General features: G+C 63.1%; 20 protein-coding genes. 15 read left to right on the top strand and 5 right to left on the bottom strand.

What is annotated here, in order from left to right:
- Positions 1-19: 19 nt before the first annotated feature.
- Complete coding sequence (locus tag LB532_RS18785; protein WP_140641464.1) at positions 20-2,407, bottom strand: phosphoketolase; 2,388 nt, start codon at positions 2,405-2,407, stop codon at positions 20-22.
- A gap of 164 nt (positions 2,408-2,571) precedes the next feature.
- Between LB532_RS18785 and LB532_RS18780 the strand changes: the two genes are divergently transcribed.
- From LB532_RS18780 to LB532_RS18760, 5 genes are all read left to right on the top strand, one after another.
- Entirely contained in the window at positions 2,572-3,174 is a 603-nt protein-coding gene (locus LB532_RS18780) for an alpha-ketoglutarate-dependent dioxygenase AlkB (protein ID WP_140641466.1), read from the top strand.
- Positions 3,175-3,408: 234 nt separating this feature from the next.
- Complete coding sequence (locus LB532_RS18775; protein WP_140641468.1) at positions 3,409-5,178, top strand: thiamine pyrophosphate-dependent enzyme; 1,770 nt, start codon at positions 3,409-3,411, stop codon at positions 5,176-5,178.
- 339 nt (positions 5,179-5,517) lie between these two features.
- Entirely contained in the window at positions 5,518-5,982 is a 465-nt protein-coding gene (locus tag LB532_RS18770) for an Hsp20 family protein (protein ID WP_140641470.1), read from the top strand.
- Between the two features lie 67 nt (positions 5,983-6,049).
- The gene (locus LB532_RS18765; RefSeq protein ID WP_140641472.1) at positions 6,050-6,517 is read left to right on the top strand and encodes a hypothetical protein; all 468 of its coding nucleotides are present in this window, start codon (positions 6,050-6,052) and stop codon (positions 6,515-6,517) included.
- Positions 6,518-6,669: 152 nt separating this feature from the next.
- The gene (locus tag LB532_RS18760; RefSeq protein WP_140641474.1) at positions 6,670-6,972 is read left to right on the top strand and encodes a DUF982 domain-containing protein; all 303 of its coding nucleotides are present in this window, start codon (positions 6,670-6,672) and stop codon (positions 6,970-6,972) included.
- A gap of 144 nt (positions 6,973-7,116) precedes the next feature.
- Here the strand turns inward: LB532_RS18760 and LB532_RS18755 are convergent, their stop codons facing one another.
- From LB532_RS18755 to LB532_RS18740, 4 genes are all read right to left on the bottom strand, one after another.
- Positions 7,117-7,824 carry an SDR family NAD(P)-dependent oxidoreductase gene (locus LB532_RS18755; RefSeq protein ID WP_246674457.1) on the bottom strand — a complete coding sequence of 236 codons (708 nt, stop codon included), beginning with the start codon at positions 7,822-7,824 and terminating at the stop codon, positions 7,117-7,119.
- A 132-nt stretch (positions 7,825-7,956) separates the two neighbouring features.
- Entirely contained in the window at positions 7,957-8,292 is a 336-nt protein-coding gene (locus tag LB532_RS18750) for a hypothetical protein (protein ID WP_140641478.1), read from the bottom strand.
- A complete protein-coding gene (locus LB532_RS18745) occupies positions 8,292-9,158 on the bottom strand; it encodes a DUF6772 family protein (protein WP_140641752.1) in 867 nt (288 codons plus the stop codon). Before LB532_RS18745 ends, LB532_RS18750 begins: the two co-directional genes overlap by 1 nt.
- A 52-nt stretch (positions 9,159-9,210) precedes the next feature.
- Positions 9,211-10,350 (bottom strand): mandelate racemase/muconate lactonizing enzyme family protein, encoded by a 1,140-nt coding sequence (locus tag LB532_RS18740; protein ID WP_224557062.1) that lies wholly within the window; start codon positions 10,348-10,350, stop codon positions 9,211-9,213.
- Between the two features lie 133 nt (positions 10,351-10,483).
- Here LB532_RS18740 and LB532_RS18735 point away from each other — a divergent pair, with 133 nt between their 5' ends.
- From LB532_RS18735 to LB532_RS18690, 10 genes are all read left to right on the top strand, one after another.
- Positions 10,484-11,242, top strand: a complete 759-nt coding sequence (locus LB532_RS18735; protein WP_140641482.1) for a FadR/GntR family transcriptional regulator — start codon at positions 10,484-10,486, stop codon at positions 11,240-11,242.
- Complete coding sequence (locus LB532_RS18730) at positions 11,239-12,027, top strand: SDR family NAD(P)-dependent oxidoreductase (protein ID WP_140641484.1); 789 nt, start codon at positions 11,239-11,241, stop codon at positions 12,025-12,027. Before LB532_RS18735 ends, LB532_RS18730 begins: the two co-directional genes overlap by 4 nt.
- A 79-nt stretch (positions 12,028-12,106) precedes the next feature.
- The gene (locus tag LB532_RS18725) at positions 12,107-13,351 is read left to right on the top strand and encodes an ABC transporter substrate-binding protein (protein WP_140641486.1); all 1,245 of its coding nucleotides are present in this window, start codon (positions 12,107-12,109) and stop codon (positions 13,349-13,351) included.
- 23 nt (positions 13,352-13,374) lie between these two features.
- Positions 13,375-14,295, top strand: a complete 921-nt coding sequence (locus tag LB532_RS18720) for a carbohydrate ABC transporter permease (protein ID WP_140641753.1) — start codon at positions 13,375-13,377, stop codon at positions 14,293-14,295.
- A 41-nt stretch (positions 14,296-14,336) separates the two neighbouring features.
- A complete protein-coding gene (locus LB532_RS18715) occupies positions 14,337-15,134 on the top strand; it encodes a carbohydrate ABC transporter permease (RefSeq protein ID WP_140513925.1) in 798 nt (265 codons plus the stop codon).
- 8 nt (positions 15,135-15,142) lie between these two features.
- Positions 15,143-16,168, top strand: coding sequence for an ABC transporter ATP-binding protein (locus LB532_RS18710; protein WP_140641490.1), 1,026 nt, complete (start codon positions 15,143-15,145; stop codon positions 16,166-16,168).
- A gap of 93 nt (positions 16,169-16,261) precedes the next feature.
- Positions 16,262-17,725, top strand: coding sequence for a phospholipase D-like domain-containing protein (locus tag LB532_RS18705; RefSeq protein WP_224557058.1), 1,464 nt, complete (start codon positions 16,262-16,264; stop codon positions 17,723-17,725).
- 107 nt (positions 17,726-17,832) lie between these two features.
- Positions 17,833-18,633 (top strand): endonuclease/exonuclease/phosphatase family protein, encoded by an 801-nt coding sequence (locus LB532_RS18700; RefSeq protein WP_140513604.1) that lies wholly within the window; start codon positions 17,833-17,835, stop codon positions 18,631-18,633.
- A gap of 112 nt (positions 18,634-18,745) precedes the next feature.
- Positions 18,746-19,072 (top strand): hypothetical protein, encoded by a 327-nt coding sequence (locus tag LB532_RS18695; RefSeq protein ID WP_140641494.1) that lies wholly within the window; start codon positions 18,746-18,748, stop codon positions 19,070-19,072.
- An 854-nt stretch (positions 19,073-19,926) separates the two neighbouring features.
- The coding region (locus tag LB532_RS18690) for a putative Ig domain-containing protein (protein WP_224557056.1) at positions 19,927-20,843 on the top strand (917 nt) is incomplete at its 3' end.

Here is a 20,843-nt window from a genome sequence, read left to right as displayed (position 1 = left end):
CTCCCCGGCGGGCGCGGCCTCAATCATCCGCCGCGCCCGCCCTGTCGCGCCAGGCCCAGTTCCGGATCTCGGGCATGTCCTCACCATGTTGGCGAACATAACGCGTGTGCTCGTTCAAGCCGTCGGCAAATCGGGCCCTCGCATCGGCTGCCCTGGCGCTCAGCCCCGGCACCCGATCGATCGCCTCGATGGCTAGGTGGAAGCGGTCCAGTTCGTTGAGCACCGCCATGTCGAAGGGCGTGGTCGTCGTGCCTTCTTCTTTGTAGCCGCGAACGTGGAAGTTGTCGTGATTGGCCCGTTTGTAGGTCAACCGGTGAATGAGATAGGGATAGCCGTGATAGGCGAAGACCACCGGTCTGCCGGTCGTGAACAGCCTGTCGAATTCCGCGTCCGCCAGGCCGTGGGGATGCTGTTCCTTGGGCTGCAGCGCCATCAGATCCATCACATTGACGACGCGTATCGCGAGATCCGGTATCGCCCGGCGAAGAAGGTCGACAGCGGCGAGTGTCTCCAGCGTCGGCACGTCTCCCGCGCAGGCCATCACCACGTCGGGATCCTCTCCTCCACGCTCGGTTCCCGCCCAATCCCAGATCCCGATGCCGGCCTCGCAATGACGTATGGCGTCGTCCATCGGCAGCCACTGGGGAGCCGGCTGCTTGCCGGCAACGATTACGTTGACCCGATTGTAGGTTCGCAGGCAGTGATCCGTGACCCAGAGCAGCGTATTGGCATCCGGCGGGAAGTAGATGCGCACGATATCCGCCTTCTTGTTGGCGACGAGATCGACGAAGCCGGGATCCTGGTGGCTGAAACCATTGTGGTCCTGCCTCCACACATGGGAGGTCAACAGATAGTTGAGCGACGCGATCGGCCGCCGCCAGACAAGTTCACGCGAGACCTTCAGCCATTTGGCATGCTGGTTGAACATGGAATCGACTATGTGGATGAACGCCTCGTAGCATGAGAAGAGGCCGTGCCGGCCGGTCAGCAGGTATCCTTCCAGCCAGCCTTGGCAAAGATGTTCGCTCAGCACCTCCATGACGCGGCCGTCGCGCGCCAGATGCACGTCATAAGGCTCGATCTTTTCCATCCAGACGCGCTCGGTCGCGTCGAACACCGCATCCAGCCTGTTGGACGATGTTTCGTCCGGCCCCATGAGCCTGAAATTGCGGGCATCGGCATTCAGCCGTATGACCTCCTCGATGAACGCTCCCATGAGCTTCGTCGCCTCGCCCCTTGCGCCGCCGGGTTTCGGGACCGCGACTCCGAAGTGGCGGAAATCCGGCAATCGCAACTCTTGCTTGAGCATCCCTCCATTGGCATGTGGATTGCTGCCCATGCGCCGCTCGCCGTCCGGCGCCAGGGCCTGTAGCTCGTTTCGAAACCTGCCCGCTTCATCGAAAAGCGTCTCGGGCCGATAGCCGCGCATCCAATTTTCCAGAGCTGCGAGATGGCCTGCATCGTTTCGCGGGTCGGTGATCGGCACCTGGTGCGCGCGCCAGAAACCCTCGACCTTCTTGCCATCCAGCTCCTTCGGGCCGGTCCAGCCCTTCGGGCTTCTCAGCACGATCATCGGCCAGCGGGGACGATGGTCCACTCTGCCGGTCTCGCGCGCTTCCTTCTGGATTTCATCGATCCGATCGAAGACCGTATCGAGCGTTTCGGCCATCAGCCGGTGCATCGCCCGGGGTTCGTCGCCTTCGACGAAAAAAGGTTCATAGCCATATCCAGCCAGCAGGCTCCGCAACTCTTGCACCTCGATCCGGGCGAGCACCGTCGGATTCGCGATCTTGTAGCCGTTGAGATGAAGGATCGGCAGGACAGCGCCGTCATGGACCGGATTGAGGAATTTGTTCGAATGCCAGGAGGCTGCCAGCGCCCCCGTTTCCGCCTCGCCGTCGCCGATCACGCAGGCCACGACGAGGTCCGGGTTGTCGAACGCGGCGCCATAGGCGTGAGCCAGCGCATAGCCGAGTTCGCCGCCCTCGTGGATCGACCCTGGCGTTTCCGCGGCCGCATGGCTCGGGATGCCGCCCGGAAAGGAGAATTGGCGAAAGAGCTTGCGCAGCCCATCCTCGTCGCGGCTGACCTCGGGATAGATTTCGCTGTAGGTCCCTTCGAGATAGGTGTTGGCGACCATTCCCGGTCCGCCATGGCCTGGGCCACAGATGTAGATAACGTCGGCATCCCGCTGTCGGATGACGCGGTTGAGATGGGCGTAGATGAAATTCAGGCCAGGCGTGGTCCCCCAGTGGCCAAGCAGGCGAGGTTTGATGTGCTCCGGCCGCAACGGCTCTTTCAGCAGCGGATTGTCGATGAGATAGATCTGCCCGACCGACAGAAAATTCGCCGCCCGCCAATAACGGTCGATAAGATCGAGCTCTCCTTGTTCAGGCTGGCTACGCATTGCCCGCACGAGTTTCTCCTTGGCAAAGCTGGTTGAAATACGATGCGTGCCGCCCGCCTTGAATAATCCGACAGCGAAGTCGAGGTTCCCATGAAATGCGAGCCGCCCCACGCGGCTGGCCGGTGAAATCTTGCTTCAGCCGCGGATTTCACCATCTAAAGGCGATGCCATCGCCCGGATCCAGCAATCCCACGGACCGTCGCCAGGACGACCTCTTTGGTGCGCCCGACAGCTTGCCGGAAGGATTTCGTTACCTGCCCGAACTGATCACGCCGGCGCAGGAAGCTGAACTGGTGCGGGAGCTCGAGAGCCTGTCCTTCCAGCCATTCGATTTCCACGGCTATCTCGCCAACAGGCGCGTGGCAGGCTTCGGCCTGCGCTACGACTATGAGCGGCGCCAAGTGATGGAGGCGCCGCCCATACCAGGTTTCTTGCTGCCCTTGAGGGACAAGGTCGCCGGCTTTGCCGGCCTGCCTGCCACCGATTTCGTGCAGGTCCTCATCAACGAATATCGGCCGGGCGCCGGCATCGGATGGCATCGCGACAAGCCGCACTTCGGCATTGTCGCCGGAGTGTCGCTGTTGGCTGCTTGCAGTTTCCGCCTGCGCCGCAGGAACGGTGCGAAATGGGACCGCGAAACCGTTACGGTCGAGCCGAGGTCCGCATATCTGATGGCTGGGGCCGCCCGGACCGAGTGGGAGCACAGCATACCGCCGGTGAAAGAGCATCGCTATTCGATCACGTTGCGGACGCTCCGGCCGTCGTGATCCATGGACAACGACGACGGTGCACCGCCCCGCGCGGAGGCAGAGAGCTGCCGGAGCCAAGAAATTTCACCCGGGCATGAAACTTTCCCTGCCACCGATGGTTTTGCCGACAGGTTTTGCGGGCGCTGCCCGAGGACGGACGGCAGCTCTGCCCCGATCCCGATACGAAATCCTGAAGCGCCCCTCGAGCACATGGCTTTGAGAAGCCGGCCTGCTCAATGAAGGAAATCAATCATGCCCAACGCTGCCGAAATCCTCGTCGACACCCTGATCAACTGGAAAGTGGAGGTCGTCTTCGGCCTGCCGGGCGACGGCATAAACGGCATCATGGAGGCGTTGCGCACCCGCCAGGACCGCATCCGGTTCATCCAGGTCAGGCACGAGGAATCGGCCGCCTTCATGGCTTGCGCCTATGCCAAATGGACCGGCAGGCTGGGCGTCTGCCTTGCCACCTCGGGACCGGGGGGCACGCACCTCCTCACCGGGCTTTACGACGCCAAGCTCGACCAGGCTCCGGTGCTCGCCATCACCGGCATGCAGTTTCACGACCTCATCGAGACCTTCACGCAGCAGGATGTCGATCTGACCCGCGCCTTCAACGATGTCGCGATCTTCAACGCACAGGTCTCCGATGCCGCCCATATGGAAAACTTGGCCGGTCTCGCCTGCCGCTCGGCCCTTGCCAGGCGCGGCGTCGCCCATCTGTCGATTGCCAGCGATGTACAGGAAAACGAGTTGCCCGAGGCGGACCGCTCGAAGCGAAACCGGCCCTCGCACACCCCCGATCGATGGTTCGAAGGCAGCCGGCTTCCGGCCGCCGACCAGCTCGACCAGGCGGTTGAGATTCTCAACGCGGCAAAAAAGGTCGCCATCCTGGCCGGGCGCGGCGCACTCGCCGCACGCGAAGAACTCGAACACGCGTCGGACCTGCTGGCGGCACCCGTCGCGAAGGCGCTGCTCGGCAAAGCCGTGCTGCCCGACGACCATCCGAATACGACCGGCGGCATCGGCATTCTCGGCACCCGCGCCTCGCAGGATGCGCTGAGCGAATGCGACGCCCTGCTGATTGTCGGATCGACCTTCCCCTACATCGAATACTATCCCGAACCCGGCAAGGCGCGCGGCGTCCAGATCGACCGTGACGCGCAGAGGATCGGCCTGCGCTATCCCGTCGAGGCAGGGCTCGTAGGCGATGCCGCCGAAACCTTGCGTCTTCTCAACGAACGCCTCGAGTGCAAGAGCGACCGCTCCTTCCTGGAGAAGGCGCGGCAGGAAATGACCCGCTGGCGCGACGCGATGGCGATTTCCGAAGCCAAGCCGGATGTGCCGCTGAAGCCGCAGCTCGTGGTCAAGGCATTCGGCAGGCGTATGCCCGAGAACGCGATCCTGGCAGCCGATTCAGGACAGAATACCGAAATGGCCGCTCGGCACATCGACATGAAGGCGGGACAGGCGTTCGGGGTTTCTGGCGCGCTCGCCTCGATGGCCTGTGGCCTTCCCTATGCGATCGCCGCCGGCATTGCCTTTCCGGAGCGCCCTATCTTCGCGGTGGTTGGCGATGGTGGACTTGCCATGCAACTCGGCGAATTCTCGACCGCGGTACGGCACGGCATTCCCCTCAAGGTCCTCGTGCTCAAGAACGGCATGCTGAACCAGATCGCTTGGGAGCAGATGATGTTCCTTGGCAATCCGCAATTCGGCTGCGAGCTGCAGCCGATCGATTTCGCCATGGCCGCCGAGGCCATGGGCGGCATCGGCTACAGCGTCTCGCGGCCGGAAGAGGTCGAGGGCGTGCTTGAGGCGGCCTTCGCCACGCAGGGACCGGTGATCATCGAGGCCGTCGTGGACGCCTATGAGCCGATGATGCCGCCGAGGATGCCACCGGATTATGCGAGGAATTTCCGCAAGGCGCTGCCGGACACGCCTGGACACGACCAGATCGAGGACAATGTCGGCGAGGAACCGCTGAAGTCCATGATGAGCGAAGTTTCCGAGGAAGCGTAGGCGCAGCCGGTCTCGCCCCAACATCTCGACCGGACGCGCGCGGCCAGAGTGCATAGGCAGTTCTAGCGAGCCCTCGCTATCGACGCCCGACCATGGCCGGAGGTCTTCGGGACAGCCGCTTCGGGCAGATCCTACTGTTGCGAGAATGAAAGGGTGGTGCTGCACAGGATGCCGTAAGCCACTGTTCTTGCACGGAAACGTAGCAACAAATTTTTTTTGGGACCCCTCTTGAAGAGATTTTTGGCCGTCCCCAGATCGTTTCGCGTCGAGGCTTCGGCTCGATGAAAAAGGCGTCGCGACATCCGCGGCGTCCCATGTTGCTTTTCGGAGGATATGGCAATGAGAAGCGTGGATTTTGCACCCCTTTACCGCACGACGGTCGGCTTCGATCGTCTCTTCGACATGCTCGACAGCAGCGTTCGCCCGGACTGGCCCCCCTACAATATCGAAAAGAAGAGTGAGAACGACTACCGCATCACCATGGCGGTAGCAGGCTACGACCCGGACGAGATCGAACTCGTGCAGAACGGCGCCGAACTGTGTGTCACCGGACGCAAGAAGCCCGATCCAGAGCAGCGGCAAGTTCTCCACCAAGGCCTTGCGATAGGCAATTTCAGACAGGCCTTCAGGCTGGCCGACCACGTGAGAGTGGAGGCTGCGACGCTGAACTGCGGTTTGCTCGCCATCGACCTCGTGCGTGAGGTTCCCGACGAACTCAAGCCGCGCCGCATCGAGATTGGCGTCTGCGACCCTCAAAATACAACGAAGTCAATAAGCCAGGATATGCCGCGCAAGGCGGCCTAAGACATGGTCAACAACCTGCGGTCCGCCTCCCGGCAACGCCCGGAAGCCAAGATTGCGGAGAATGGAGATGACAAGCGAAGCTGATATCTTTCTTCAAACCGGCGCAAGAAGACCGACCCGCATCGACGTCTCGTCGTTGCCGAAAAGCCCCGGCGACGTCCTCAACTGCTCAACCATGAGCCTTGCGGCGAAGCGTGCCTTGCTTGCCTCATGGGCCTCGGACAGGCATGCGGTTGACGACGCTCCGTCGCTGCGCAGGCTGGATGATGGCTCGGTCATGAATGTGGATGAGATCCTTCGCGCGCTAAAGGCACTGGATGAGGGCGAGCAAGGGAATCCGCCGCACAGGGGGGCGTCTCGGTCCCAGCGGCGTTCCTTCGGCCGCTTCCGTCGAGGGAGTTGGTCCCGCTGGATCGCGGGCATCCGAGGTGAAGACGATGATGACGATCCACCTCCGAGCCCGGTCTGCGCGGCGATCCCGCCGAGGGCAGGTGGTGGCGGGGCGTTTTCCCTGCCGGAACCTGAAGCAGCCTAGAGCAGTCCAGGGAAAAGCGTATATCGCTTTTCCCTGGAAATTACGTGGAAACAAACAGGTAGAGCAGTTCGGCGTCTCGTGAAACGATGAACTGCTCTAATGAAGGGGTTGGCGCCAACTCCTCAAAAGCATCCAGCCAACGGAGGAAGTTCATGAACGACAAAATGTTCGAGCAGCCCGTTCTGGTGAAGAACGGGGATTTCATGATCGAGGAAGTAGCGTGCCTCGAAGATGCATTCGAGTTTCTGCAGAATTGGCCCCGGAACCGCAGAGGCCCGATTTTCGAAACGGCCCTGCGCGCGTGTCAGCGCGCCTATGACGGCCATGTCCCAGCCTCGCTGGCACGCGATGCTTTTGCCGGCTTTGCCCGCTCGGCCAGGATCCTTGAAGACGTCTCGACCTCCATACCCTGGATGGCGGGGGTCAAGACGGGCAGAGGCGGCGTTTCCGCCTGAGGAGAACGTTCGCCGAACCTTCGGTTTTCAAGTATGTCAGGTTCCGGGCAACGTCATGGAGAGCACCTAGCTCCGTAGGTCGTGCCGCCGGCAGGGCGCAGTGACCGGTGCCTAACGCCGGTCACCATGCCTCGCTCGTGCCGGTCAGCGGAACATCGAGCCGCCATCAACGTCGAGCGCCGCGCCATAGACGAAGCTCGCGGCGTCCGAGCAAAGGAACAGGATCGCGGCGGCCATGTCGTCGGGCCGGCCCATGCGGCGCATCGGCAAATTGGCCGCGATGCGGTCCTTGAGAGCCTGGTCGATATGGGAATGCATCGGCGAATCGGTCGGCCCCGGATTGAGCGCGTTGATGCGCACCTTCTTTCCCGCCAATTCGCGCGCAACCGACTTCACCAGCGACAGCGTGCCGGCCTTGGACGCCGCATAGGCTGTGTCGGCGATGAGCCCGCCGCCGCCATGCACACCGGCGTCGGAGGCCACGCAGACGATATTCCCCCCGCCGGCATTGCCTTGCATGCGCTGCACCGCCCCCTGGACGGTGAAGAAGGTGCCCAGCAGATTGACGCCGAGGACGCGCTGCCAGTGCGCCCAATCCTGCTCCGCGATTTTCTTGGCGGTGATGATCGCCGCGCAGGTGACGACATTGTCGAGCCGCGCCAGCCTGGCGTCGCAATAGTCGAACATGCGCCCGATGCTGTCGGGGTCACCCATGTCGGCCACCACCTTGTGCGGTGTCCCGGCCATTCCGCTCAGTTCGTCATGGCGCTTCGCCAACCCCTCAGTATCGCGGTCACACATCACCACCTCGGCGCCCTTGGAGAGAAAGGCACGGGCGGTCTCGAAACCCATGCCGCTCGCGGCACCGGTCACCAGCACGGTCTTGCCGGCAAAACTGTCCTGGGCAAACGTCGCATAGGGGTCGATCATGATGTCTCCGTGAACCGATAAGAGGTGGCCGGCGGCAAGGTTGGCGAGGCGTGTTCAGGCTTTCAGGTGCAGCGTCACGAGTACGCTGCACTCCGCGCCGCTGTCGAAACGCGCCGCGACGCGCAGCCAGTTGCCAAAATGGCTAAGCCGCGCCATTGCCATGCCGTCGCGCTCGGCCGGCATGACAAACTCGGTGCCTTCGCGCAGCCAGTGCATTCCATCCGGCGATATCTCGACCCACGCCGTTGCCGCAGGGCCGACAGGTTGCTTCAACGCGCGCACGAAGAAGATCGCCTCGCGCGCCCATCCTGCCTCGTAAGGCTCGCTGGCGGCCTCGCCGCGCCAGCGCTCGTTGCGCGAGACGACCGCGGTGATGTTCTCGGGCAGCATCAGAAGTCTCCGGAAATGCAGATGGAATCGACATAGAGGAAGGCCCGTTTGGCAACGTCGGTTTCAGCGAAGAGGCCGAAATTGAGCATACACCACAGGTTCTTCATCGCCGGAATGCGGATCGAATCGAATCCCGAGAGATCGAAGCTGCGATCGTTGCAGCGCAGCCCGAGCGCCGTCATCGATTCCAGATCGAAATCGAAGCACAGATAAGTCCAGTTCACCTTGGTGGGGATCTCGTTGTAGCACAGGCGCTGCGATCCGCCGGGAAGGTCGAGCCAGCCCTCCGGCGACAGGTGATAGTGGCTGATCGTCTTGTCGTCGCTGCCGATCGGGATGATCTTCTCTGTCTCGCGCTTGTATTGCCATTTTTGCAAGTGCTGGCCGTCGAGCGCGTTCAAAAAGCGCAGATGCGGCATGACCCGATCACTGTTTCCATTCTGGTCTCCGCCCTGCAGGTCGAACAGGAAGCCGACGGAGCGCACATCGGTTTCGGACAGCTTCAGCGCATTGGCTTCGGGCTTGAAGGTGAAATACATTTCGAAACGGATCGGCCCGCGCTTCCTGAATGTGTGGCGTTTGATGGCAACGTTACGGGCTCCCGGCACGGGACGTGTCGCAACCTTCAACGCGTAGGATGAATCCATCCCCCCGTGTGAGCCGGCGTCCCAGTGCGCGAGCGTGGACAGCATGGCGCTGGTATGCTGCGCGTAGCCCGGCAGCATCGTGTCCAGATCGTCCTCATAGTTGCCGACAAGCTGCGACCAGCCGCAATGGCCGCGCGCGAAATCGTCGAACGACAATATCCGCGGCAGCGGGTCGAAGCGGCTGAGCGCGGGGTCCGCGCGCAGCAGCGCCAGCCGCATCGCCTCGATCAGGTCGCCGCTTTGGTTCGGAGCCTGGTTCTTCATCTCGGCCTCATCCGGCTTTCAGTTTCTTGACGGCGTCCCAGTCGATCTCGATACCCAGCCCCGGTTTCTGCGGGACCTCGAGCGTGCCGTTCTTCTGCCTGACGCAACCGGGCGCGAGATCGGCCAGACTGGTCTTGAACGGGCTGGCGTCGCATTCGCACTCCATGACGCCGAAGTTCGGCATCGCCGCAGCCAGATGGACGCTTGCGGTCTCGCAGACAATGCCCGACATGCCGATATGCGGCGCGTAGCGGACGTCATGCGCGGCGGCGTAGTCGGCCATGCGACGCGTCTCGGAGATGCCGCCCGCGCGCGCCACGTCGGGCTGCAGCACGGACAACGTCCGGTTGGCGATCAGGCGCTGCGCCTGGTCCAACGTGAAATTGCTCTCGCCCGCGGCCAGCGGCACGTCGCAGCGCCGGCGCAGTTCCTCATAGCCCTGCTCGTTTTCCGGTTGCAGCGGCTCCTCGAACCAGAAATAGCCGTTTGCCGAAAGCGCACGGCCCACCTCGACCGCTTCGTCCAGATTGTAGGCCCAGTTCGCATCGACGCAGAGCCCGATCGCATCGCCAGCGCGCTTGCGGATGCGCTCGATCCGTTTGCAGGCTTCGCGCACGGGCCGCGCCATCTTCCCCTTGATGCGCGTAAAGCCCTCGCCGAGATAACGATCGAGTTCAGCGTCGGCGACATCGTCGTCGACCCAGTTGACCGCGGCGGCGTAGACGTCGATGCGATCGCGTCCGACACCGCCGAGAAGCTTTGCGATCGGCTGTCCGGTCGCCTTGCCCAATATATCCCATAGCGCGATGTCCACGCCGGCGATGGCCTCGATCAGCACGCCGCCCGCCCTGCCCGAAAGCGCGCGGCGCATGGACTGCCATAGGGCGCCGATGTTGCGCGCGTCCTGGCCGAGCAGGCGCGGCTTGAGCGAGCTTTCGATCAGCTCGACATAAGCCTTGGGCGAGAACCGCGCCAAGGTTTCGCCGACGCCGACAATGCCCTCGCTCGTGCGCACTTCGACCAGGACCAGTGAGACCTTTTCATAGACGCCCCAGGACGTGACCGTGGGCCGGGGCAATGTTTGGCTGAGGGGATGGGCAATCACCTCGGCAATCTTCAGCGGCCCCGCCGCGATTGGATCGCTCACGTGCATCGGCTCCAGATTTCTCCCTTGTCCTCTCGCACCGCCCTCATAGCTCTCACCTGTAAACTTAGCAACCAAAAAACTTAGTTGCTATGTTTGAGGAAACCGTGCTAGTGATCCGCGGAAAGGATCCCGAATGCCCCTGGACGCAGCACGAAAGCCGATTTTCGCCGCGAAACTCGCGAGCCCTTCCCGCCTCGCGGACGGCGTTTCGGACGCGATCGCCGCGGCGTTGTTCGACGGACGCATCGCGCCTGGTGAAGCGCTGCCGCCGGAAGGCGAGATCGCCAGGGAATTCGGCGTCTCCAAGCCCATCGCACGCGAGGCGCTGCGCCAGTTGACCAGCGCGGGCCTCGTTTCGACGCAGCAAGGAAAAGTCGCGCGCGCCAAGGCGCTCAGCGGCGAGCCGATGGAGCGCATCTACGCCTATGCGGTCCGTTCGAGCCTGACGCGGCTTCAGGAAGCCAACGAGATGCGCCGCGTCATCGAGGTTGGCATAGCCAGGCTGGCCGCCGAGCGCCGCGACCCGCGCGGCCTGGAAATGATGCGCCAAGCCGTGCTCGACATGCACTCAGGCATCGGCAGGCCTGGCGATTTCACGCAAGCCGACATTCTGTTCCACCTCGGCCTCGCGACAGCCACGGGCAACTCCATGATCCGCATCCAGATGGAAGGATTGCGGTCTGTCCAACGCGAGGTTTCTGAACTGTTCTCCCAGCGCTCCAACCGCACGGAAGCGGATTGGCGGGCCACCGTCGAACGGCACCAGGCGATCTACGACGCGATCGTGGCGGGCGACACCGATCTCGCGGATCGGCGTATTCACGAGCATTTCGACGCGGCCGACATCGCCTCGTTCGAGGTTGCCGAAAAGCTCGGGGAGCCGTCGCCGTGAGCAAGGACCGTTTTTCCCTTGCCGGACGGCGGGCGCTGGTGACCGGCGCCAGCTCCGGCATCGGGCGCGCGGTTGCGATCGCCCTGGCGCAGCATGGCGCCAGCGTCGCGCTGCATCACTTCGGCGACGCCGCCGGCGCGCGCGAAACGGCTGCCGCCATCGGCCCGGGCACCGCGGTTCTCGAAGCCGATTTCACCGATAGCAAGTCAATGTCGGCCTTTACCGATGAAGCCGCCGGCGCCGGGCCCATCGACATCCTCGTCTCGAACGGCGCGATCGAGCGGCGCCGTGCATGGAGTGAGATCGACGAAGCGCATATCCAGGCCCATGTGGCGGCAAACTTCACGGCCCTGCTGACCTTGGCCACGCGGCTTGTTCCCGCCATGGCCAAGCGCGGATGGGGACGCGTGGTCGCGACCGGCAGCGTGATGGCGAGGCGTCCGCGCGCGGAAACGATCGTCTATGCTTCGCTGAAGGCGGCGCAACTGATGGCGGTGCGCGCCATGGCGCGCGAGGTTGCGCCGCATGGCGTCACTATGAATGTGGTATCGCCCGGCGCGATCGAGACGGAGGCAACGGCCGAGCGCTACCGGGACGCCGCCTTCCGCCAAGCGGTCGCGGCGAAGATTCCCGCCGGCCGCCACGGCCAGGCCGACGACCTCGTCGGCGCCTTCGTTTTTCTGTGCAGCGACGCCGCCCGCTACATTACCGGGGCTGACCTGCCCGTCGACGGCGGCTGGACGATCGGCGACGCGCCCGGCGCGCTGCCGGGGACAACAGCATGACAAGTCGCCGCCGCCTGCCGGCCCGTTCGTTGCGTGCCCGCAGTTGTTGATTGGACCATCGGCGTTTCGGGAGGAAACCATGAAGACCGCAATCAAGCTTGCACTATCGACCTTGGCGCTGTGCGCCCTGTCGGCGCAGTCGCTGGCCCAGGAACTCCGGGTGACCGTGTGGACCGGCAGCGAGGCCCACCTCAAGATGCTGAACGGCATCGCCCAGGGCTTCATCGCCAAGCATCCGGGTGTCACGGTGAAATTCGAGACCGTTCCGGTCGCCGACTACACGCAGAAGCTCACCTTCCAGGTCGCCGGCGGCAACGCCCCCGATATCGCCTGGATGATGGAAGATGCCGCACCCGCCTTCGAGAACGCCGGGCTGCTGATGGACATCGGCCCGACGCTCAAGGCGACGCAGGGATATAATTTCGACGATTTCTCCGAGCCGGCCATGGCGCTCTGGCAAAAGGACGGCAAGGTCTACGGCGTGCCCTTCTCCACCTCGCCGTTCCTGATCTACTACAACAAGGACATGTTCGACAAAGCAGGTGTCGAAGATCCCAACCAGCTCGCCGCGAAGGGCGAGTGGAACATGCAGAAATTCCAGGAGGTCGCCAAGAAGATCACCGAGGCCAATCCCGGCAAATGGGGCTTCGAATTCAAGGATGGCGAGGGCTCCGCATCGCGCATGACGCACGCCTTGCTGCCGCCCGTGCGCGCTTACGGCGGCGATCTGTGGGCCGACGGCCAGTGCGGCCTCGACAAGCCTGAAGCGGTGGCTGCCATCAAGCAGCTCCACGACATGGTGTTCAAGGACAAGTCGATCGTGCCGCCGGGAGAGCAGGGCGACTACTTCTCCGGCAATTCGGCGATGACCGTGAACCAGATCTCGCGAGCCTCGAAGATGCCCGAGGCGGGCTTCAAATGGGGCATCGCCCCCTTGCCTTCGGGACCCGCCGGCGAGGCTCCGGTCATCGGCCAGGCCGCGTTGGCCGTCTTTGCGTCCGGCAAGAACAAGGAGCTTGCCGCGCAACTGGTGGCCGACATGACCAGCAAGGACAATGTGGCTGTCATGGCCCAATTCTTTCCGCCGGCCCGCAAGAGCGTCCTGGAGAGCGACGCCTTCGTCAACTCCAACAAGCTGATCCCGCCGCAGCAGATGAAAAGCGTCGCCGCAGCGATCGTCAACGGCCGCGTTCACCCTTCGCATGAGCATGTGCCGCAGATATTCGCCGCGATGGCGCCGCGCGTCGACGCGCTGTGGCGGGCCGACGCCAATGTCGAGGAGGCGCTGAAGGGCGTCTGCGCCGCCATTCAGCCATTGCTCTGACAGGATTTCGGTTCATGGCAGGCATGGCATCCCGGGACAATGCGGCGCGTCCTGCCAGCGCGCCGTGGCTGAGCTTGAAGGCCAGGGAGATACTGGAGGCGTGGCTGTTCGTCAGCCCGACCTTGATCGGCTTCCTGGTCTTCTTCCTTGGGCCGCTGGTCGCCATCTTCTATTATTCGACGACCGAGTGGAACCTGCTCAGCCAGCAGGCGGCCTTCGTCGGGCTTCGCAATTTCCAGAATGCGCTGCTGGAGAACCCCGACTTCTGGCATGTCGTGCGCAATTCCGTGATCTTCGCGCTGGGGCTCGTTCCCCTGAACATGGCGCTGGCGCTCTCGCTTGCGCTGGCGCTGGCGCGGCCGTTCCTCGGCGTCGTCTTCTTTCGCACGGTCTTTTTCGCGCCGGTGGTCACATCGGCGATTGCCTGGGCCATCGTCTGGAAATTCATGCTGCAGGGCGAAGGCGGCGCCGTGAACCAGATGCTCGCCTGGATCGGCATCGATGGCCCGAACTGGTTGCGCGAGCCCAACTGGGCGATGGCGGCCGTCATCGTCACCCGCGTCATCAAGATGGTCGGCCTCAACATGATCCTCTACATCGCCGCGCTCCAGTCGATACCGCGCGACTACGAGGAGGCAGCCGCGCTGGAAGGTGCCTCGCGCTGGCAGATCTTTCGCATGATCACCTGGCCGCTGCTCGCGCCGACGACGCTGGTCATCATGGTTCTGACGACGATCGGCTCGTTCAAGGTGTTCGACCACATCTACCAGATGACCGGTGGCGGCCCGGAAAACGGTACCCTGGTGCTGGCCTTCTACATCTATCAGCAAGGCTTCAAATTCTTCAACGTCGGCTACGCGGCAGCACTGGCCCTGATCATGTTCGTCATCGTGATGGCGCTCACCCTCGTGCAGGTGATGTTGCGGCGGAAGGAGATGGAGTGACCCCGCGCCGGACCGAGATTCTCTATCGCATCTGCTGGACCATGGCGCTGCTGCTTTTGGCCGTGCCCTTCGTGTTCCCGTTCCTGTGGATGATTTCCGGCGGGTTCAAGAGCACCACCGAGATATTCGGCGCGCCGACCCTCATTCCCCGCGTCTGGCGCTTCGAGAACTTCGCGGAAGTGTTCACCTATCAGCCCTTCGCGCGGCAGTATTTCAACTCGCTCTATATCGCCGCGACGGTGACGGTGCTGACCCTGTTCATTGCCTCGCTCGCGGGCTACGCGCTGGCGCGCATCCGCTTTGCCGGCGCCGGGCTGTTGATGCTGTTCCTGGTGATGGCGCTGATGGTGCCGGAAGAGGTCACCATCATCCCTAACTTCTTCCTGATCCGCGCCATGGGCCTGATCGACACGCACTGGCCGCTGATCCTTTTGCCGGTATTCGGCCCGCAGGGCGTGGTGGCGACCTTCCTGATGCGTCAGTTCTTCCTGGCGCTGCCCAGGGAACTCGAAGAAGCCGGCAAGATGGACGGCCTGTCGCGGTTCGGCGTCTGGTTGAAAATCGCCCTGCCCATGGCGCGGCCGGCCCTTGCCGCGGTTGCGATCATCACCTTCCTGCATTCGTGGAACCTCTTCCTCGAGCCGCTGATCTTCCTCAGTTCGCTCGAAAAATTCACGCTGCCGCTGGCGCTGTCCAATTTCAACGACAGCTACGGCCTGCCCTTGTGGAACCTGCAATTGGCGGCGACCAGCCTGGCCGTGGTTCCCATCCTCATCATCTATCTGATCGCCCAACGCCAGATCATCGAGAGCTTCGCCCTCTCCGGCGTCAAGGGATAAGGGGAGTCATGACAAAGCTTCTGCTCAAGGACATCCGCAAGCGGTTCGGAACGGTCGAGGTCATCCGTGGAGTCGATCTCGAGATCGAAGATGGCGAGTTCGTCGTCTTCGTCGGCCCGTCGGGGTGCGGGAAGTCGACGCTGTTGCGGCTGATCTCCGGCCTCGAGCACCTCAGCGAGGGCGAACTCCACATTGGCGGCCGCCTGGTCAATGAGGTTCCGGCGGCCAGGCGCGGCGTGGCAATGGTGTTCCAGTCCTATGCGCTCTACCCCCACCTGACCGTACGCGACAATATGGGTTTTGGCCTCAAGGTCCGCAAAGTGCCCGCCGGCGAGCGCGCCCGGCGCGTCTCGGAAGCCGCCGCGACGCTGAAGCTCGAGCCGTTGCTCGACCGTTTCCCGCGTCAGCTATCGGGCGGACAGCGCCAGCGCGTGGCCATCGGCCGCGCCATCGTCGGCAATCCCGACGTCTTCCTCTTCGACGAGCCGCTTTCGAACCTCGATGCCGAATTGCGCGTGCACATGCGCTCCGAGATCGCAGCACTCCACCAGCGCCTGTCGACGACGATGATCTACGTGACCCACGATCAGATCGAGGCCATGACCCTTGCCGACAAGATCGTGGTGTTGCGCGACGGAAGGATCGAGCAGGTCGGCTCGCCGCGCGAACTCTACGAGAGCCCCAGAACCATTTTCGTCGCCCAGTTCATCGGCAGCCCGAAGATGAATATCCTGCCGCTCGCCGATGGGCGGCCGATCACCCATGGCGCGTTGCTGCCCCCGACGGCCGTCTCGGTCGGCATTCGGCCCGAGCACCTGTCGCTGGCCCAGCCTTCGTCCGCCACGCTGCGCGGCAAGGTAAAGCTTGCCGAATACACCGGCGCCGTCACGCTCATCCACGTGGAATTGGACGCAGGCCAGACTTGCCTTGTCATCCACAATCAAGGAACGGCGCCCGAGATCGGCGTCGAGATCGGCCTGAACGCAGCCCCCGCGCACCTGCATTTCTTCGACGGCGAGGGCCGCGCGGTCTGACGCGATCATGAATGGCCGCAGCGCGTGGCGTGGGAACGCGGCGAATGATCGTCCGCATTGCCTTCTGTATCCGCTCGCTGGATAGTTCCGGCCATGCTGCAGAGCCTGGCGACTCACTGGCCTCAAATCCTGGCGATCATCTCGGTGGTGATCGCGAGCGTTGGCATTGCCCATGCCGTCATGACCAAGGAGGACGTCCGCGCCGCTACTGGCTGGGTGGGCGTGATGGTGCTGTCGCCGATCCTCGGCGTGCTGATCTATACCGTGGCCGGTATCAACCGCATCCGTCGCGCCTCGATCAGCGCGCAGCGCTCGCTTGCCGGCGATCTGGCGTCCGCCAGGCACGACCGCGACATTGCCGCCGAGGAGGCCCTGATCGTCGAACGGTACGGGCTGCGCTTCATCGGCCTCAGGACGCTGGGCGACAGGGTGGCGCGACGCGCGCTCCATCCAGGAAATGCGATCACTGTCCTGGAAACAGGCGATGAAGCCTATACCGCGATGTGCGCGGCCATCGACGGCGCCGAACGCAGCGTCCTCCTCGAAACCTATATTTTCGACAATGACCCAGTCGGCCTGCTCTTCGTGGAATCCCTTGCTCGGGCCGTCCGGCGCGGCGTCAGCGTGCGCGTGTTGATCGACGCCGTGGGCGCCCGCTATTCCGTGCCCAGCATATTGGGCCATCTGCGCGGCGCCGACATCACCGCCGGGCTCTTCAACGGCAACATCGTCATGGGCCTGCACCTGCCCTATGCCAATCTGAGGACCCATCGGAAGATCCTGGTGGTCGACGGCATGGTTGCCTTTACCGGCGGCATGAACATTCGCAAGGGCTTTTCCGCCGAGTTTGCCGGCTCCAACAGTTCCAGGGACACGCATTTTCGCGTGACCGGTCCAGTGGTAGCCGACCTCTTTTCGGTTGCCGCCGAAGATTGGCGTTTCGCCAGCAACGAGGCGCTGAAGGGCGATGCCTGGCGAATTGCCCCGCTGTCGCCGGCGCCCGCCACGCCCATGCTGGTGCGGGCGGTCGCGTCCGGCCCGGACGCCAGCGTCGAGACCAATCACAAGCTGCTGATCGGCGCCTTCTCCGTCGCGCGCAAATCGATCCGCCTCATGTCGCCCTATTTCCTGCCGGACCGCGAACTGATCAGCGCCCTGACGACTGCGGCAAGACGCGGTGTCGAAATCGACATCGTGGTGCCGGCGGTGAACAATCTTTTCCTCGTCGATCGTGCGATGACGGCGCAGTTCGACCAGGTTCTGAAGCACTATTGCCGCGTCTGGCGCACGGAAGGACCTTTCGACCATTCGAAGCTGCTTTCGATCGATGGCGCATGGGCCTATGTCGGGTCTTCCAACCTGGACGCGAGGTCGCTGCGGCTGAATTTCGAGATCGACCTGGAGATACTCGACGCCGGCTTCGCCAGCGAGATCGAAAAGCGGATCGTGGCCGCGATCGAGACGGCCGTCCCTGTCACGCTGGAAGCATTGCGGGCGCGGCCATTCGTCATCCGCCTGTTCGATCGCATCCTGTGGCTGGGCTCGCCCTATCTTTAACAAAAGGACGTGTTTGCCAGATAGCTTGACGTGAACGGTGGAACAGATGCCGAAAGGTTCTATCTTTTGAGGTGCATGGTGCAAGCAGCAGGAATGGCGGGCAAACGATGCGGGTGAACGGGCGCAGCCTGCCGGCAAGCATGCTTTTGTCCATTCGCGACAAGCGGATGCGGAAGGCAAATGCCACGTCGACGAACAAGGCGGACGCCACCGGAACGCTGGTCGCCTCCTACAATGTCCACAAATGCATCGGCGTCGACCGCAAGTTCGATCCCGACCGCACCAGCCGGGTCATCCGCGAGATCGACCCGGATGTCATCGCCCTGCAGGAAGCGGACAATCGTTTCGGCGACCGGACCGGACTTCTCGACCTGTCCCGGCTCGAACTGGAAACCGGCCTGGTGCCGGTGCCGATTTCGGCGACCGGCAAGGGCCATGGCTGGCACGGCAACGTCTTGCTTTTCAAAAAGGGCGTCGTGCGCGACGTGCATCAGATCAGGCTTCCCGGGCTGGAACCCCGTGGCGCACTGGTGGCGGAAATCGACCTCGACGGAAGCCAGTCCCTGCGCGTCATTGCGGCGCATTTGGGCCTGCTGCGCCGTTCGCGGTCGCAGCAGGCACAGGTCGTGCTGGATATCATGAACAGCCCCGATGAGAAGCCGACGCTGCTGCTCGGCGACCTCAACGAATGGCGCCTCGGAAACCGCTCCGCGCTGAACACGCTGCATCTGACGTTTGGACCGCTGCCGCCGGCTGTTCCCACCTTCCCTTCGAACCTGCCCCTGCTGGCGCTCGACCGCATCATGGCCAACCGGCACGGAATGATCGCGGCCGTCGAAGCGCATGACACGCCGCTGTCGCGGGTCGCCTCCGACCATCTGCCGCTGACCGCCTTTGTCCGCCTGTAGCCGCACACCGATAACGCCTTGATGTCGACCGCGTTGGAAAGCGTGTAGGGCCGCGTCGGAACGGCGGCTCTTCTTGCGAGTTGATATGGCTTGAACAACAGGAGGACAAGACATGAAAAGCTTTTTCCTGGCCGCGATGATGGCGCTGGCCGCTTCGGCTTCCGTCATTGCGCCGACGCAGGCAGCGAGCGTCACCATCCAGTCCGGCGACGAGCCCCAGTATTCGCCTGACGACGACTATGACAATGGCGAGGTCGTCGTGCGCCGCCATCACGATCGCCAGCGTTATATCGACAATCGCTATAACGACGACAGCGATGTTCGTTACAGCGACCGCGAATACCGCCGCTATCACAGGCATCACCGCTGCCACATCGAGCTGGTCAAACATTGGCGCCACCACCACAGGGTGGTCGAAGAGGTCCGTGTCTGCACCTGACCCGCCTGTTGCCGTCAAGGCATTGCTGTACGGCATGAATTCCACTCCATCACGGCGTAGCCACGTTTCCCATGATGTGGCTATGCCGTGATGTCATGCCGTCTGATATGTGGCTATTTGGTCACACCCAAACATTGCTCTCCGCTTCCCGTTGCGCCCAATATTGCGTTCCGCTAACAGTCAGGCTTGGCTGGGAAACTTTAGCAACGACAATATCTTGAAATATCTTGAGTGGATTCGTCGGTTTTTAGAAGAGAACCGAATGACATCAATCAGGATGCGATCGAATTCCTAAGCCTTGCTTTTATAAGTTGTTCGCGCGTCGCCAGACGGTGACGCCAGGGCTGGGGCGATCCATGTTGGGCTTTTTGGACTGGCCGCGCCAGTATGTGTCCCTGGGCGCTTCGGGCGTCCACAAGACCACTCTCAATCTTTTTGCGCTGCTCAGGCGAGCCAGGCTGCCTGCAAGACTGTTGGCGCGATACATAGGCGTATTTATTTCTCTTGCTATACTCTCAGTCTTCGCAAGCACCGCTGCCAACGCGGTGACAATCAACTCGGTGAGTGCCAGTCCCACCACCTTTACCGATCCTGGCACCCTCATCACCTTCACCATGGCCTTCAACACCGATAACCGGGCATGGACTGGTGCGACGTTCACGGATACGAATGGGTCGGTATTCAGCGTCGGCACTTGTTCCCCGGGCCCGAACGGCCAAACGAATCAGGCCGTAACATGCACTTTCACCTATACGACCCCTGCCGGACGGATCACGGATCTCCAATTCATTCCAATGGTCACGGTCGATGGGCTCGATACCGCCACTAGCAGTGGTCTCATCACGATAACCTACGTGCCATCGACCGTAACGCTAGCCTCGACGCCGTCGGCCGCGACGCAGGTCGGCCAATCCTACTCGCAGACCAATGTCGCGAGCGGTGGGATGGCACCCTACACCTATTCCATATCGGCTGGCAGCCTGCCTGCGGGTACCTCCCTGAATTCCGCTACGGGCACGGTGTCAGGCACGCCAACTGCCGCAGGCTCGTTCAACTACACGGTCCAGGCGGTCGACAGCACAACGCCGGCGCATTTGACGGCCAGCCAGACGGTAAGCGGGACGATCGCCAAAGGCACGCAGACGATCAGCTTCACGCAGCCGGCGAATGCGGCGCTGACCAGCGGGCCGGTGACGCTGAGCGCCACCACTTCCTCCGGCCTGATGGTCGCCTTCACCTCGACGACCACGGCGGTGTGCACCGTCAGCGGCAATTCGGTGACGTTGCTCTCGGCCGGCACCTGCACCATCGACGCCGACCAGGCCGGCAATGCCAACTACCAGGCCGCCACCACGGTGTCGCGCAGCTTCGCCGTCACCCAGGGCACGCAGGCGATCAGCTTCGCGCAGCCGGCGAATGCGGCGCTGACCAGCGGACCGGTGGCCCTGAGCGCCACCGCTTCCTCCGGCCTGACGGTCGCCTTCACCTCGACGACGACGGCGGTGTGCACCGTCAGCGGCAATTCGGTGACGCTGCTCTCGGCCGGCACCTGCACCATTGACGCCGACCAGGCCGGCAACGCCAACTACCAGGCCGCCGCCACGGTGTCGCGCAGTTTCTCCGTCACCCAGGGCACGCAGACGATCAGCTTCACGCAGCCGGCGAATGCGGCACTGACCAGCGGCCCGGTGACGCTGAGCGCCACCGCTTCCTCCGGCCTGACGGTCGCCTTCACCTCGACGACGACGGCGGTGTGCACCGTCAGCGGCAA

Origin of the sequence: Mesorhizobium sp. ESP-6-2, from assembly GCF_020164675.1 — a bacterium.
Classification (GTDB): domain Bacteria; phylum Pseudomonadota; class Alphaproteobacteria; order Rhizobiales; family Rhizobiaceae; genus Mesorhizobium.
Note: the sequence above shows the minus strand (reverse complement) of the source record. Positions and strands in the feature narration are given on the sequence as shown.